Below are 14,873 nucleotides of genomic sequence, written 5' to 3'. Positions count from 1 at the left end.
CTATTTATAATTTAAAATATGAGAAAAATATCTTTCGCAGCACTATTCGTACTTGCAACCCTATCAAGCTTCGCTCAATCAACCCAAAAAAGGGCCGCTGCAGATACGGCTGGTAAATACAGGGCTGCTGATAACCGCATCTATCAATTTGCCTTAAACGGCGAACAGATAAGCCTTTTACTACAAAGCTCGCAAGCCGGGGTAATACCTTATTTGAAGACTATTAAGCTTCCTATGGATAAGTTGGATGAAGCTCAACAGGTTTTTGCATCAATCATAAATGGTGTTGCATATCAATATCGTCAGCAGTTTGTAGCTGATAGTCTGCGAGCTACAAAACCGCCAATTAAAAAATAAAAAGCGTATGAAAAACAACTTATCGGCTTGGCAGCGATTTAAAAGCGAAACTCCCCTATTTTTCAAATGTGCGCAACTTATAGGGTTTATCATAACGGCAATAGGCTCGTCTCTGTCAGAACTTGAAACTGTTCCCCATGATTTGACTGCTGCAATAATATCTTTTGGAAGTGCAATTGTAATCATCTCACAGTTTTCTGTGAAGCAATCTTTAAATCTTAAACAAACGCATCATGATAGTGAGTGAGGAAGGATTAAAACTAATTAAGGATTTTGAAGGGTTGCGGCTCACAGCATACCAGGATATAGCCGGCGTGTGGACCATAGGCTATGGTTCTACAAGGTATGAAAATGGTAAATCAGTAATGCTAGGCGATAAGTTAGCTGACGTACATAAAGCTGAGTCGTTGCTTTTAAGCACCTTAAAAATTTATACTGAGGCCGTAAGCAGATCGGTAAAAGTAGAATTGACAACAAATCAATTTAATTCGCTTGTCTCTATAACTTACAATGTAGGCGTAGGTATAATGCGTAAATCCGCATTGCTTACAAAACTAAATTCAGGCGACTATCAGGGTGCTGCAGATCAGTTTTTACTATGGAATAAAATAACAGATCCTAAAACAGGAAAGAAGGTAGTAAGCAACACACTTGTAAAAAGGCGCGAAAAGGAGCGCGCATTATTTTTAAAAGCATGACATCGTTAGAACATCGCCAGTTAAAAGGCATCACGATAAAGAATATAATCATTACTATCTCGAGTACAGCAAGTATTGTATTTGCCGTCATGACGACCTACTTCGAGCTCAAAGGAGACATTCTTGATCTAAAAGTAAGGCAGGATGCACAGAACCGGGTCAATGAGATTCGATTAAAGGTACTTGAAGGACAGGTTGCGCTCTTGCAACGAGAGGTAGAGCAAATTAAAAATATTAAATATTAACAACCATGACTATTAGTTCTTTCATTAAAAAGCTATGGAATAACATAAAAGCAATGTTCACGAAGTTTCCGGGCGATTTGCAAAACGCGGTTAACACCGCAGTAACTATTACCGAAAACCTTAAGAAGGTTATTGAGTCACCTGCTATTGATATCCTAACTGCAATAATTCCAGGTAATTTAGATGATAATCTTAAAATTGCTCTGCGGGCTGCAATACCTAAGATACTTGTAAATTTAAAGCTCTCGCAAAAGTTTGAAGATGATGAAAGTAGCGACAAAGTATTACTAAATGCAGTAACCGCCCTTAACAAAATTGACGGGCAACTAAAAAGTGCTTACTTACATAACATATCGGTTTTAGTAGCTCAGATAACAGCTGACGGAAAATTGACCTGGGGCGACGGGGTATTTATAGTTGAGTGGTATTACCAAAAGAAGTTCAAGAAAAACAATTAAACAGGAAAGTGCCCGGAACGAGATTCGAACTCGTACATCCTTACGAATGCCACCCCCTCAAGATGGTGCGTCTACCAATTTCGCCACCCGGGCTTGTCTGTATTTAAAAGTCTTAAGTTGTAATATGCATTTGCAAGTTATGACTTAAGACTTTTTAGATGTGCCCGAAGAGAGACTCGAACTCTCAAGAGACAATTCTCAACGGCTTCTGAGACCGCAACGTTTACCAATTTCGCCATCCGGGCTTTTACAGAGGTGGCAAATATAGGTGTTTATACTATGCCACAAAAATAAATATAAAATAAGCTGACGGTTGTAAAAGCTATGCTTAAAAGGTAATTTGCAATACCTTATTAGCCTCTTAAGCATACAAGCAACCCCATGAAAAGCTATCTTAATGTTATCCTCATTTTTACGTTTTGCGTCATAAATCTAATGTTAAAAGCGCAGCAAATTACACCTATCAGCCAATCAGTTAATGTAAGCATAAGGGGTATGAGCATTGTTAACGAACAGGTAGCCTGGGTAAGCGGCACTAAAGGGTCAGTGGGTTTAACAATTGATGGTGGGCTTTCATGGAAGTGGCAACAGGTTAAAGGTTTTGAGAAAAGCGATTTTCGAGGAATTGAGGCATTTTCTGAGAAGGAAGCGGTGATCATTGGATCCGGTACACCGGCTGTAATCTTAAAAACGTTAGATGGTGGCAAAAACTGGGCTGTTAAATTTAACATAACCGACACAACCTACTTTTTAGACGCCATAGCTTTCAGCGATAAAAACCATGGTTTTATTTTAGGAGACCCCATAAACGGTAAGTTTTTGATGCTTGAGACGCTAAATGCAGGCGAAGACTGGTTACCAGTTAAAAATGCGCCCGACGCACTAAAAGGCGAGGCAGCGTTTGCAGCAAGTGGAACGTGTTTACGTGTAAGTAAAAACATTGGCGTTGTTACCGGTGGTAGCGTAAGCCGCTTGTTGATATCTCCAGTAAAGAATATAAAATGGGCGGCAATCAAACTACCCCTAACAAACGGAAGCCCAAGCATGGGGGCATTTTCATTATCAGGTACAGAGAAACCGATGATTGTAGTAGGTGGTAATTATGCAAAAGACACAATCACAGATTCGGTAGCTTATGTAATTTCAAAATCAAAAAAAGCACAACAAGGCCTTTTTCCTGTAAAAGGGCCTGCGGGATACCAGTCATGTGTGGAACATATAAAAGGCGCTATTTATATATCAACGGGCACTTCCGGCAGCAATATTACAACGGATGGGGGCAAGACATGGACAAAGTTTGACGATGTTAGCTACAATGTTTGCCGCAAATCAACAAATGGAAAGCTTATTTTATTCGCTGGTGATAGAGGCAGAATCGGACTTTTTAAATTTTAACAACTGGCTATTAGGCGCTTAATTTAAGTACGAAATTTATTTTAAAATAACGTTTGCAGGCAATTCCTAATAATCCTATATTTGCACCACTTTAAAGGAAAAGGATATTACATCCCAATCAAGTTTAAAGTATGATTCCGTAGCTCAGCCGGTAGAGCATAACACTTTTAATGTTGGGGTCCTGGGTTCGAGTCCCAGCGGGATCACAAAGCCGACCCAACTGGCAATTAAAAGCCTCTTAATGAAAATTAAGAGGCTTTTCTGTTTTTGATCAACTTCGATTAATCAAAGTTCCACCAAACCATGGTTTTTGGCGGCGAGCCAATTGTATATGGCTCACCTATACGCGGCACGTTTATAGGAACACCTTTTTCGGCAGCTTCCGGTACGAGTTTATTAATTGCTTCGTTCCAGGGGTGGTCCGCCCCAACAAATTTGGCCCAATGAATGGGCTGTAACATTTTTGCATCCAAATCAGCCGCTGCCTGTGCAGCTTGCCCAAGCCAAAGATGTGTCCAGGGCCAATTGGGGCTGTATTGCCCGCATTCTAAAAATGCCAGATCAAACGGACCGAACTGTTTTCCAATCTGCTTAAAATGTGGCCCATAACCGCTATCTCCGCTGTAAAATAGTTTGTATTGGCCGGTTTGTATAACAAATGATGCCCAAAGTGTTTTATTCTCGGTAGCATAAGTGCGGTTGCTACGGTGCTGTGCAAAGGTTGCGGTTATCTGAACGCCATTTGGCAATGTAGCACACTGGTCCCAGTTTAGCTCAATAATTTTTTTGCGATCAAATCCCCAATAAACAAGGCTTGCCCCTACCCCCATCGGCACCACAGCTAACTTAATCCGATCTTTCAGCTTTTTAAAAGTGTAATAATCCAGATGATCGTAATGATCGTGCGAAATTATAAGCACATCTACCGTGGGCATATCTTCGGGCCGATAGTTATTTGTACCGGGAAATGCTTTAATTAAGCCTGGCACCGGGCCCGCATGGTTGTTAAATATGGGGTCGATAAGGATATTGGCTTGCTGGGTTTTTATAAGCAGGGATGAATGACCAAACCAAACAACAACCGGCGCAGAGCCTACTGGCAGTTTATTAAGATCGGTTTTAATGGAGGGTAATGCATGCGACGGCCTGACTGTTTTAGGACGTTTATTTAAAAATACCCACTTATGCTTGGTCAATGAGTCGGCGCGCTCGGCAAGATTTTCAAATTCACCGTTCTTGTAGTTAGGCAATTTTTGCAATTGGGTAAGGTCATCTCCTTTAGGATTTCTGCCTATCGATGGAATGAGCCTGCAGCCCGAAAAAATTATTGCAGTAATAATAAAACAAGTGCTTAACCAACTTTTAACCATAGTTATGTGCAGAAACGTGTTGTGCCTGAATTTTATTTCGCGCACGGGTAAATATTTAAATTTCGAGTTAAATAAGTTACATCAATGATGAAGTAAAATACAAGCGTTATTATTCTTGCCCAACAATAAAACAGCGTTACTTGAGCTAAGTTGCATAATACATACCTTTGCATAAACCCAAATGAAAAATATCCCAATCCATCAGCTTAAAGACCGTACCGACATGGGTATGGAATTATGGCGCTATAATTTGGGTGATATGCCGGCTGATGATGAAGTGATGGGCATACACCGGGACGATCACTACATATTTTTTGTGGTTGATGGTGGCGACGCATCACTTTTAATAGATTTTGAGAAGGTAACCTTTACCCGCAACACATTATACTATATTCTGCCGGGCCAAGTGCATCAAGCCATTGATAACGAGCGGGCAGCGGGCTGGTTCCTGGCGGTAGATGCTTCTCTGATTCCGGCAGATTATCGTGAGGTTTTCGAGGGCATGCTTCAAATTCAGCAACCTTGCCAGTTAGATGGTGCACTAATGCAGCAAAGCACCACCCTTCTTAATTTGTTAGGCCAACGTTACAACGCGTCCAAAACCGGGGCATTCAATACACCTGTATTGCTTTCTTTGCTACAATCATTTTTAGGAATCGCGGCAAGCTGTTATGCTGATGCCTGCCAAACCGCTATTAAGGTGTCAAGGCCGGTATTGCTGTCTCAGCAGTTTAAACGGCTGCTTGTTCAATACATGGTTACCGTTAAAAGCCCATCGGCTTATGCAGATATGCTTAATGTTTCTGAAAGCTATTTGAATGAGTCACTCAAAAAAACCACCGGTTTGCCGGTTAGCTACTGGATATTGAACGAAGTTGTTTTGGAAGCTAAGAGGCTACTATACTACAGCAGCGAGAATGTAAAAGAAATTGCGCACAAACTTGGCTATGAAGGTCATACTTACTTCTCGCGCCTGTTTAAAAAGTCGGTAGGATTAACGCCGCTTGCCTTCCGCGCGCAATACCGCAAATAGTCCAATCAATACCACATGCTTAACCTTGAATATCCTTTAAAGGGCTTGTTTCTTTGTGTTATTAAATTTATCTCACATGGAAACGTCCACGCTAAGCAAATTAAAACAAAGGGCAGCTAAGCTTATGGAAGCGCGGTTGCTGGAGATAGGTACAGTGCTCGAAGTACGTGCCTGGATTCCGTCAACCCTAATAGAAATAGACCTGCATTTGCCCTATACCGAAATGAATAACTGGGATCACGTACCCTATATCAAATTCAGGGTAGATGGGTTTACCTTTCGCGATTATACACCATCTGGTTGGGATGCCGAAACCCATACCTGCACCATTTATGTAGATGCGGTGCACAACGGTCCGGGTAGTAAATGGGCGCGAAAGTTAAGCAAGGGCGATACCATAAACTATGTTAAAAAGATCGGCTTCACATCACACCAACCTGATAAAACCGCTGCCGTGATAGCCCTGGGCGACGAAAGTAGTATTGGCCACATTCTTGCCCTGCAAAAAATGGTGCTGCCCAATACCCGTTTCTCTGGCGGGATAGTAATTGCCGATGACGACCATCGCAAACTTTTCCATGAATACTTTTGGACACCAGTGGAGCCACTTGCCCGTAAAGACACTTATGGACATAACAGCTTGATGGAATGGGTACTCGGTCAGCAGTACAGCCTGGAAAACACTATTTTTTACCTGGCAGGAAACAACACTATGGTTACCGGGCTGCGTAAACTGCTCAAACAACAAGGCTATAAGTCCGCCCAGATAAAAGCACAAGGCTTTTGGTCATAGTGGCTGAGTGTTGAGCTATTAACATCATTAGTTGCCCGCTGACAAACGCATCGAGGAAATCGATGCGTTTACTTTTTAAATGAATTTACGGCGCTTATTTTAGCACATTATAATTTTCTAATTACTTTCTAATCTGCCGTTAACAAAGCATTAACAGTGTGTAAAGATTTTTGCATGGAATTAATACCCATACAAAATGAAAAAACTGTACATACTGCTCGTCATTTTTATGATGACATCCGCAGCTTACGCACAAATTACTACCGCGGTTATAAGCGGTAAGGTTGTGGATCAAAAGGGAGCGTCGATGCCGGGCGTAACCATTTCCCTGCTTAATACCAGCACAGGCACACGGTACGGCACACAAACCAATGCCGACGGGCGCTACTCTGTAAACAACATCAGCGCAGGCGGGCCTTACACTATTTCGGCTTCGTTCATCGGTTACAAAAAAGATGAGCATACCGATGTAACACTTTCATTAGGCAACGCCACATTCAACTTTATGCTTAGTGACGAAACCACGTCGTTAAAAGAAGTTAGGGTAACGGCAACGGGCGGGCCGGCAAAAACCGGCGCAAGCACGCGCATAAGCCAAAGCCAGATCCGTAATATGCCTACCATAAACCGCAGTTTACAAGATTTAACGCGCACTACGCCTCAAAGTAATAACAATTCTTTCCAGGGTACTAATTACCGCTACAATAACGTAACCCTTGATGGTGCCATTAATAACGATGCAATCGGCTTCAGCCCATCGTTGGGCGGGCAGTCAAACGCATCGGGCCAGGTAGGCAGCAGCACACGCACCAGCCCGGTATCATTAGATGCAATACAGGATATACAGGTGCTTGTTGCTCCATATGATATTAAAATTGGTAACGTATTAGGCGGCAGTATAAACGCTGTTACCCGTAGCGGTACAAATGATGTTACCGGGTCTGTTTACGGTTACGGACGCGGTGCTTTTTTAGTGGGCCCCAACAATGCCAAAGCTGCCTCTGGTGGCGACGGCTCGAACCTGCCATCAACTTTTCATGATTACCAAACAGGTATTCGGGTTGGGTTCCCGCTAATTAAAAACAAGCTATTCTTTTTTACCAATGCCGAGCTTGCACGCAGGCAGGATCCGGTTATTGCAGGTGCAGGTACAGCGGGTTCCGCCAATATCTTAACCAAACAGGATGCTATTGATATCACCAACAAAATGGCCAGCTACGGCATTAATAACATTGGTACCTATGATAATACATCCATCTTTTCGCGCTCTAATAAATACTTTAACCGTTTAGACTGGAATATTAACGATAACAACCAGCTTACGCTACGCAACAATACCATCACTTCAACAGCAACTAACCTGGAGCGTGATCAGCAAAACTTCCGCTTCAGTGGTATTGATTACACATCGCACAACAACTCTACTTCTACCGTTGCGGAGCTGAAGTCAAGGTTATCAAATAACATCAGCAATAACCTGCTGTTGGGCTATTCAAACGTTCACGATTTCCGCGATCCAAATTCGGACCCTTCATTGCCGCAGATAGAAATTACAGGCCGCACACCCGGCACCACTATATTTTTAGGTACCGACCGCGAAGCGTCTATATTTGATATGCGCCAAAAAACCGCTGAGTTTACTGATAACTTAACCATAAACAAAGGTATACATACCTTTACCGTAGGTACACATAACGAGTTTTATAATATCACCTACAATTTTGTTAACGCATGGAACGGCCGGGTGGCTTACAGCAGCATTGCAAACTTCCTGGCAAACAACCCGTCACGCGTAAGGGCGAATTATAACTACACCAACAACACCCGCGATTATATACTTGATAACCCATCTGCCAAGTTCAACGTTAACCTACTGAGCTTTTACGGCCAGGATGAGATACAAATATCAGACAAGTTTAAGCTTACCGCAGGCCTAAGATTTGATTATGCCGATGTACCAACCAAGCAACCGCTGAGCACCAAAACAACCAACGCCCCGGTTGATCCTAATTACGGCACTACATTTACCTATACCAAACCGGCTAACATTAAAAACGATTACCTGGGTAATGTGCAGATCAACCCGCGCGTGTCGTTCAATTATGATATCAACGGCGATCAAACTGCCATACTGCGTGGCGGTAGCGGTTTGTTTACCGGTCGTGTGCCTTTTGCATGGTTTGGCTATGCGTTTTACAACAATGGCGATACCTATGGGGCATTTGATAAACGCTCTTCAAAATACGTATTTACACCCGGCACCAACCCGGTACAATCATCATCAACAGGCGGCTTAAACTTTGTAAAACAGCAAACATTAAACCCGGTTAATACCGGTGCCGATGGCCCTACCCAGGTTGATTTGATTGACAATAATTTCAAAATGCCGCAGGTATGGCGCAGTAACTTAGCTTATGACTACACCACTGCCGACAAATGGAAATTTACTGTAGAAGGTATTTACACAAAAGTTATCCGCGACCTTAAATTCCAGCAGGTAAATACTACCGACCAGGTTACGTACTACCCGTACGATGTAAATAAGCAACAGCCAATATTTGTTAACACGGCCGTTAATCCATCGTATACAAACGCTTATCTTTTATCAAACACCAACCAGGGTTATCGTTATAGCTTAACCGCGCAGGTAGCCAAACAATTTCCGTTTGGCTTAAATGCTTCGGTAGCGTATACCTACGGACACTCAAAAGATGTTACCAACGGTATCCGAAACTCAATGGAATCTAACTGGCAGCTTAACCAGGCGCTTAATCCAAACAACCCGGGTTTAGCTAACTCAAACTTTGATATACGCCACCGCATCGTATCAAACATCAACTACATGGTTAACTGGGATAGCGAGAAGAAATACACTGCCAACTTTACCTTTTTCCTGAGCGCACAATCGGGCAATCCGTACACTTATGGTTTCCTGCCTAGTGCTATCGATGGTACCGGCCAGCAGGTTAGTTTAGCCTACATCCCTAAGACCGGCGAAACCATCAATTTCTTTAATAACATTGTTGGCGGTGCTACCGCAGCACAACAAGCCGCTGCGTTTGATGCCTACATCGACAAAAGCAAATACCTGAGCAGCCGCCGCGGCTTGTTCACCGAGCGAAACGCGGCTTACACACCATGGAACAATAACCTTGATTTCCGTTTCTCACAGGACTTTAAGTTTGGCCAGGGCAAACGTAAACAGGTTTTGACATTTACTTATGACATTGTTAATCTTACCAATTTGCTTAACAAAAAGTGGGGCCAGTACTATTTCTCGGCCAACACTTTCAACTCAACAGCAAGCATTGGTTTAACGCCAAGTACAACACCAGCATTTGCAGCAGCGGCAACTACTTATCCTAAGTACACCTTTGCTGACCCGGGCCTGCCATATTCTGTAGATTTGTTTGCATCACGCTGGCAAATGCAGTTTGGCCTACGTTACTCGTTCTAAACACCCCCAACATATAATGCTGATTTAAGTCCCGGACATGGCTCCGGGACTTTTTTTGCTTTCAAACACTGTTTAAATATTTAGGTACTTAGCGAATTTTTAAACCGATGTTTATTAATCTTGCACTTTTAAGCTACGCGTAAATGGCCGACTACTTTAAACAGCTCTTAAATCAACTTGATACCGAACGCGCTGCAGACGAGGCGCAGTTTAATAGCTTTACAAACGGCACATTGGCAGCACAACGCAGGGCTGGCGGTTTGGCATGGTACCCTATTGCTATACGCAATACCGAACCCACCCGTGGCGACTACCTGAGCATTGAAGTTGAGCGCACCACACATAAAGAAATCTCTTATCAGATCCGTTTTGGCAGCCAGGTTGCACTGTTCTCCAACCATGATGCCGACGACAGGATTAAGGGAACAGTAACCTATGTTGGCGGCGACCGCATGCGCATAACACTACAAACAGAAGAGCTACCCGATTGGGCAAGCAACGGTAAGTTGGGCATCGATTTATTGTTTGATGTTTACAGCTACGAGCAAATGCGTGGTGCCTTAAAAAGAGCAGAGCAAAGCGATAGCCATCTGGTTAAGGTTTTAACAGGAAATGAAAGCCCGCAGTTTACACAAGTTGATTATCAAAACCCGAAGGTCAACGCATCTCAGCAAACCGCAGTGGCTCATATTTTAGGCGCGAAGGATCTGGCCATTGTGCATGGCCCTCCGGGAACAGGTAAAACCACTACCTTGGTAGCTGCAATAAGTGCCCTTGTAGAATGCGGCGAGCCGCAGATATTAGTTGTCGCACCAAGCAACACGGCCGTAGATTTGCTAAGCGAGAAGCTATCAGAAAACGGCCTGAACGTTTTGCGGATAGGCAATCCTGTGCGGGTAACCGAGCGTTTGCAAAAACTCACGCTTGATAGCCGTATGGCCGGGCATCAACAAATTAAAGAAGTAAAAAAGCTTAAAAAAATGGCTGCCGAGTTTAAGAACATGGCCCATAAGTACAAGCGTAATTTTGGCAAAGCCGAGCGCGAACAACGCAAAGCGCTATTTGACGAAGCGCACCGCATTATGCGCGATGTTGCCAAGATAGAGGAGTTTGTGAGCGATGACGTGATAAGCAAAGCGCAGGTAATTACCGCCACCCTTGTTGGTGCAGATCATCACACCATAAGTAAATTAAAGTTTAATACTGTTATCATGGATGAAGCCGGCCAAGCCCTTGAACCGGCTGCATGGATCCCCATTTTAAAAGCCGGTCGGCTTGTACTTGCTGGTGATCATTTGCAATTACCGCCAACAGTAAAATCTCAAAAGAGCGCCCTTACCACTACCCTGCTCGAGAAGGCCGTTGCTCTGCATCCCTCAGCAGTAACACTTTTAAATGAGCAGTACCGGATGAACACTCAGATCATGGGCTTTTCGTCTTTAAAGTTTTATGGCGATAAGTTGGTTGCACATGCTTCAGTTGCGCATCGTACTTTAAAGGAAAACGATAAGCCCATTACTTTTATTGACACTGCCGGTGCCGGGTACGAGGAACAAGCCGAAGGTACCAGTACAATAAATCCCGAAGAGGCTGCCTTTGTTGTTCGCCACATTGAAGCCATGAATTACGCCGATGTAAGCGTAGCGGTTATAGCCCCATACAAGGAGCAGGTTAACCTATTGAAAGAGTTGCTTTCAGGTAAAAGGGTGGAGGTCAATACAGTCGACGGTTTTCAGGGGCAGGAGCGTGATGTGGTCTACATATCACTTACCCGCAGCAACGCCGACGGTACGATTGGCTTTCTTTCAGACTATCGCCGCATGAACGTTGCCATGACCCGCGCCCGCCTAAAGTTGGTTTTAATTGGCGATAGCGCTACGCTTGCTCAAACACCTTTCTATGCAGACATGATTGCTTACGTAGAAAACTTAGGCGGATATGAAAGTGTGTGGGAGTATTAGCTTGCTGTAATACATTAATCACAGCAAGCCGTTAAAACCTTTACTTTTCAGTAAGCGGTTCACCTTCAAAAGCAATGCCTGCCCAACCGTTGGCCATAAACTGCCTTATGTTTTGATGATCTGTGCCATCAGGGCTATTAAAAACGGCTTTATAATGTTCGGCAAATAGCTGTAGGGTGTCTTCCTGGTCAAGCTGGTTAAGTTGCGCAAAGGCAAATACTTTGGCGCTGCCCTGGTTTTGGGTTTCCTCGTTGTAGGCCTCACCGTTTTTAAAAGCAGTTGGCGTATGTGTATACTGGCTTTCAATAAACTTAATCACATCCGCAAATGTGATGGAACCATTTTTAAGATCGGAGATAAGTGCTGATACTTGCTCATTCATAAGAATAGAATTTTGTACGAAATTAAAATTTTAGCAGCACTCTTTATCTAACAAAATGCTTCTGCTTAATCTGGCCGACAAATAAATATCCATAGTCTTTCATTTACATCATACTCTCGTAATTTCGCATCACAGATGGAAGACAAAAACCCTTTAATGCAATTGGCTTATGATTACCTTGAAAGCACCAACACAGTTGTATTTTTAACAGGTAAGGCGGGCACGGGCAAAACCACGTTTTTACAAAACCTGCGCAAAACGTCGGGTAAAAAGCTGGCCGTTGTGGCGCCTACAGGTGTGGCCGCCATCAATGCGGGGGGCATGACCATCCACTCCTTTTTTCAACTTTCGTTCGCACCTGTAATTCCATCCGGCGACGAACAGCCCGAGGCACACTACAATCCTGAAAAAAAAGAATTGCTTGCCAACCTTGAGCTGCTCATCATCGATGAAATAAGTATGGTGCGGCCGGATGTGCTGGATCAGATCGATCTTATCCTTCGCAACGTAAAAGGCAACAAACATCCCTTTGGAGGTGTACAACTGCTGCTCATAGGTGATCTGTCGCAGTTAAGCCCCATTATTAAAGACGATGAGTGGAACATTTTGCGCCCCTACTACCAAACGCCGTACTTTTTTAGCAGCCATGTAATGCAGCGGGCCAATTACGTGCGCATCGAATTAAATCATGTCTTCAGGCAAAAGGAACAGGCCTTTGTTGATATCCTGAACGAAGTACGAAACCAGCAGATCAGCCCGGACAGCCTGGCCTTGTTGAACGAACGCTATATACCCAACTTCCGACCAAACGAAAATGACCCGTACATAACCCTAACTACGCATAACAGCATTGCCCAAACCGTTAATGATGAAATGCTAAACAACCTGCAAGGCACCGAGATTGAGTTTAAGGCTACTGTGCGTGGCGACTTTCCGCGCGATGCCTACCCTACCGAAACCACGCTGAAATTAAAAGCTGGCGCGCAGGTAATGTTTGTTAAAAACGATAGCTCGGCCGAAAAGCTTTATTACAATGGTAAAATAGGCAGGGTAAGCCTTATAAACGAAGGTACTGTTTATGTTGATTGCGGCGACAAACGCGAAATTGCCGTCGAAGCAGTTGAGTGGACCAACATCAAATATCAGATGGATGGCGAAGACATCAACGAAAGTAATTCGGGCAGTTTTGCACAGGTACCTTTAAAGCTGGCATGGGCCATTACTATACACAAAAGCCAGGGCCTTACTTTCGAAAAAGCGATTATTGATGTGTCCGAATCATTTGCTCATGGGCAGGCATACGTGGCACTTAGCCGCTGCCGCAGTTTACCGGGCATGGTGCTGCGCAATCCGGTATCGGCCCGTAACATTATTGGCGACCCGGCCGTTGCTCGCTTCAACCGACAGGCTGAGGCCCTGCTGCCGAACGCCGACCGGCTAAGCCATGACCAGCAACGCTACAGCCAGTTCCTGTTAAGCGAGTTGTTCAACTTTGAGCAGTTGAAAGATAAATTGAAAGGATTTGCCTACTTGCTTCCCGAACTACCAAAAGACGTTTTTGAAGTTGCCGAAAAATTCAACCGCCAGCTTAATCCCGCCCGGAGCACGCAAGCAGCTAAATATTTCCGGGATAAACTTACACAAGCCGTTGAGCAGGCGCACAGGCAACTGCCCACCATAGTTGCGCAATCAAAAGAAAAAGCCGGCAAGGCCGATCAACTTATTATTTGGCTCATGAACCGGGTTAAATTGATGGAGTATTTTTCCGCAAATGAATTTAGCACAATGGCATACCTTGATGCCATCAAAAATAAGATTAACAATTACGAGGGTTCTTACCTTAAAGCGCTTAACGCCCTGCCCAATGAGAAACTTTATGAGCAGCTACTAACCTGGCGCGACAAAGTTGCCTCCAAAGAACAGGTTATGCCAAATATGGTACTTACCGAAAAAGCGCTTGCGACCATTGCCGAAAAATTACCCGCCACGCTTAAGACCCTTAGCGGCATAAAAGGCGTTGGTCCGCATAAGGTAAACAGCTATGGAGCGGACATTATTATGCTAATACGTAACTATGAGCAGGGCGATACCGCCGAGCAGGTTAGCTTATTCTAAAGTACTTGGCTTGTGTTTTGTTAAATACATATCATGGATACTATTGGGTTTGGCGGCAGCTGCCATTGGTGTACCGAGGCCATCTTTCAATCGCTTAAAGGTGTAAGCCTGGTTGAACAAGGCTGGATTGCTTCTTTTGAGCCTGATGACGCTTTTTCGGAAGCCGTGGTTGTTCACTTTGATGCGCAAGTTATCTCTTTGCAAACGCTCATCAGCATACACCTTTACACACATAGCTGTACGGCTATCCATAGTATGCGGGGCAAGTACCGCTCGGCTGTGTACGCCACATCACATGGTCAGGCTGAGCAAGCAGCCGCAATCATTGAAACCTTACAGGCAGAATTTGCTGCACCTGTAATTACTAAAGTACTTTCGCTGGTATCATTCAAACTCAACACATCAAACTACCTGGATTATTATTACAGCAATCCCAATAAGCCTTTTTGCCAAAACATCATCAATCCAAAGCTTACCATTTTGCTTGAAAAGTTTGCAGGCAATGTAGATACCCAAAAAATATCTTCGCCAGATTTATAGCAAAACTATTACTGCACCAACTATTTTTGTTTAGAATGATTCTTATTAACTTCGCCATGCATTGCAAAA

General features: G+C 43.8%; 14 protein-coding genes and 3 tRNA genes. 13 read left to right on the top strand and 4 right to left on the bottom strand.

Going from position 1 to position 14,873, the window contains the following annotated elements; translation table 11 throughout:
- The first annotated feature begins 18 nt into the window (after positions 1–18).
- The 5 genes from FPZ43_RS15665 to FPZ43_RS15645 are packed head-to-tail and all read left to right on the top strand — an operon-like array spanning position 19 to position 1,758.
- Entirely contained in the window at positions 19–357 is a 339-nt protein-coding gene (locus tag FPZ43_RS15665; RefSeq protein ID WP_146382877.1) for a lysozyme inhibitor LprI family protein, read from the top strand.
- Between the two features lie 7 nt (positions 358–364).
- Positions 365–604: a hypothetical protein gene (locus tag FPZ43_RS15660; RefSeq protein WP_146382876.1), complete on the top strand. Its 240-nt coding sequence runs from the start codon at positions 365–367 to the stop codon at positions 602–604.
- Positions 591–1,055: a lysozyme gene (locus tag FPZ43_RS15655; protein WP_146382875.1), complete on the top strand. Its 465-nt coding sequence runs from the start codon at positions 591–593 to the stop codon at positions 1,053–1,055. Before FPZ43_RS15660 ends, FPZ43_RS15655 begins: the two co-directional genes overlap by 14 nt.
- Positions 1,052–1,300 carry a hypothetical protein gene (locus FPZ43_RS15650; protein WP_146382874.1) on the top strand — a complete coding sequence of 83 codons (249 nt, stop codon included), beginning with the start codon at positions 1,052–1,054 and terminating at the stop codon, positions 1,298–1,300. Before FPZ43_RS15655 ends, FPZ43_RS15650 begins: the two co-directional genes overlap by 4 nt.
- 5 nt (positions 1,301–1,305) lie before the next feature.
- Positions 1,306–1,758 carry a hypothetical protein gene (locus FPZ43_RS15645; RefSeq protein ID WP_146382873.1) on the top strand — a complete coding sequence of 151 codons (453 nt, stop codon included), beginning with the start codon at positions 1,306–1,308 and terminating at the stop codon, positions 1,756–1,758.
- Positions 1,759–1,767: 9 nt separating this feature from the next.
- On the opposite strand, the gene FPZ43_RS15640 is transcribed toward FPZ43_RS15645, so the two are convergent.
- Positions 1,768–1,851: transfer RNA gene (locus FPZ43_RS15640), tRNA-Leu, on the bottom strand.
- Between the two features lie 68 nt (positions 1,852–1,919).
- Positions 1,920–2,003, bottom strand: a tRNA-Leu gene (locus FPZ43_RS15635).
- A gap of 190 nt (positions 2,004–2,193) precedes the next feature.
- Here FPZ43_RS15635 and FPZ43_RS15630 point away from each other — a divergent pair.
- Together FPZ43_RS15630 and FPZ43_RS15625 are read left to right on the top strand one after the other, a co-directional pair.
- Positions 2,194–3,153, top strand: a complete 960-nt coding sequence (locus tag FPZ43_RS15630) for a WD40/YVTN/BNR-like repeat-containing protein (protein WP_186461863.1) — start codon at positions 2,194–2,196, stop codon at positions 3,151–3,153.
- A 133-nt stretch (positions 3,154–3,286) separates the two neighbouring features.
- Positions 3,287–3,359: transfer RNA gene (locus tag FPZ43_RS15625), tRNA-Lys, on the top strand.
- 75 nt (positions 3,360–3,434) lie between these two features.
- Here the strand turns inward: FPZ43_RS15625 and FPZ43_RS15620 are convergent.
- Positions 3,435–4,523, bottom strand: coding sequence for an MBL fold metallo-hydrolase (locus FPZ43_RS15620; RefSeq protein ID WP_146382871.1), 1,089 nt, complete (start codon positions 4,521–4,523; stop codon positions 3,435–3,437).
- Positions 4,524–4,704: 181 nt separating this feature from the next.
- Between FPZ43_RS15620 and FPZ43_RS15615 the strand changes: the two genes are divergently transcribed.
- From FPZ43_RS15615 to FPZ43_RS15600, 4 genes are all read left to right on the top strand, one after another.
- Positions 4,705–5,556, top strand: coding sequence for a helix-turn-helix domain-containing protein (locus tag FPZ43_RS15615; protein ID WP_146382870.1), 852 nt, complete (start codon positions 4,705–4,707; stop codon positions 5,554–5,556).
- 76 nt (positions 5,557–5,632) lie between these two features.
- Positions 5,633–6,349 (top strand): SIP domain-containing protein, encoded by a 717-nt coding sequence (locus FPZ43_RS15610; protein ID WP_146382869.1) that lies wholly within the window; start codon positions 5,633–5,635, stop codon positions 6,347–6,349.
- 196 nt (positions 6,350–6,545) lie between these two features.
- A complete protein-coding gene (locus FPZ43_RS15605) occupies positions 6,546–9,806 on the top strand; it encodes a TonB-dependent receptor (RefSeq protein WP_146382868.1) in 3,261 nt (1,086 codons plus the stop codon).
- Between the two features lie 143 nt (positions 9,807–9,949).
- Positions 9,950–11,767: an AAA domain-containing protein gene (locus FPZ43_RS15600; protein WP_146382867.1), complete on the top strand. Its 1,818-nt coding sequence runs from the start codon at positions 9,950–9,952 to the stop codon at positions 11,765–11,767.
- A 40-nt stretch (positions 11,768–11,807) separates the two neighbouring features.
- Here FPZ43_RS15600 and FPZ43_RS15595 read toward each other — a convergent pair whose 3' ends face one another.
- Positions 11,808–12,149, bottom strand: a complete 342-nt coding sequence (locus FPZ43_RS15595) for a HopJ type III effector protein (protein WP_146382866.1) — start codon at positions 12,147–12,149, stop codon at positions 11,808–11,810.
- Positions 12,150–12,284: 135 nt separating this feature from the next.
- On the opposite strand from FPZ43_RS15595, the gene FPZ43_RS15590 reads away from it, so the two are divergent.
- A complete protein-coding gene (locus tag FPZ43_RS15590) occupies positions 12,285–14,264 on the top strand; it encodes an HRDC domain-containing protein (protein WP_146382865.1) in 1,980 nt (659 codons plus the stop codon).
- A gap of 33 nt (positions 14,265–14,297) precedes the next feature.
- The gene (locus FPZ43_RS15585) at positions 14,298–14,804 is read left to right on the top strand and encodes a peptide-methionine (S)-S-oxide reductase (protein WP_146382864.1); all 507 of its coding nucleotides are present in this window, start codon (positions 14,298–14,300) and stop codon (positions 14,802–14,804) included.
- Positions 14,805–14,873 lie beyond the last annotated feature (69 nt).

The sequence above is a fragment of the Mucilaginibacter pallidiroseus genome (genome assembly GCF_007846085.1).
In the GTDB taxonomy this organism is placed as follows: domain Bacteria; phylum Bacteroidota; class Bacteroidia; order Sphingobacteriales; family Sphingobacteriaceae; genus Mucilaginibacter; species Mucilaginibacter pallidiroseus.
Note: the sequence above shows the minus strand (reverse complement) of the source record. Positions and strands in the feature narration are given on the sequence as shown.

Bases quoted from the DNA above. Each gene is read 5' to 3' on its own strand.
- FPZ43_RS15665 (WP_146382877.1), top strand. From the start codon at position 19: ATGAGAAAAATATCTTTCGCAGCACTATTCGTACTTGCAACCCTATCA.
- FPZ43_RS15660 (WP_146382876.1), top strand. From the start codon at position 365: ATGAAAAACAACTTATCGGCTTGGCAGCGATTTAAAAGCGAAACTCCC.
- FPZ43_RS15655 (WP_146382875.1), top strand. From the start codon at position 591: ATGATAGTGAGTGAGGAAGGATTAAAACTAATTAAGGATTTTGAAGGG.
- FPZ43_RS15650 (WP_146382874.1), top strand. From the start codon at position 1,052: ATGACATCGTTAGAACATCGCCAGTTAAAAGGCATCACGATAAAGAAT.
- FPZ43_RS15645 (WP_146382873.1), top strand. From the start codon at position 1,306: ATGACTATTAGTTCTTTCATTAAAAAGCTATGGAATAACATAAAAGCA.
- FPZ43_RS15630 (WP_186461863.1), top strand. From the start codon at position 2,194: ATGTTAAAAGCGCAGCAAATTACACCTATCAGCCAATCAGTTAATGTA.
- FPZ43_RS15620 (WP_146382871.1), bottom strand. From the start codon at position 4,523: ATGGTTAAAAGTTGGTTAAGCACTTGTTTTATTATTACTGCAATAATT.
- FPZ43_RS15615 (WP_146382870.1), top strand. From the start codon at position 4,705: ATGAAAAATATCCCAATCCATCAGCTTAAAGACCGTACCGACATGGGT.
- FPZ43_RS15610 (WP_146382869.1), top strand. From the start codon at position 5,633: ATGGAAACGTCCACGCTAAGCAAATTAAAACAAAGGGCAGCTAAGCTT.
- FPZ43_RS15605 (WP_146382868.1), top strand. From the start codon at position 6,546: ATGAAAAAACTGTACATACTGCTCGTCATTTTTATGATGACATCCGCA.
- FPZ43_RS15600 (WP_146382867.1), top strand. From the start codon at position 9,950: ATGGCCGACTACTTTAAACAGCTCTTAAATCAACTTGATACCGAACGC.
- FPZ43_RS15595 (WP_146382866.1), bottom strand. From the start codon at position 12,149: ATGAATGAGCAAGTATCAGCACTTATCTCCGATCTTAAAAATGGTTCC.
- FPZ43_RS15590 (WP_146382865.1), top strand. From the start codon at position 12,285: ATGGAAGACAAAAACCCTTTAATGCAATTGGCTTATGATTACCTTGAA.
- FPZ43_RS15585 (WP_146382864.1), top strand. From the start codon at position 14,298: ATGGATACTATTGGGTTTGGCGGCAGCTGCCATTGGTGTACCGAGGCC.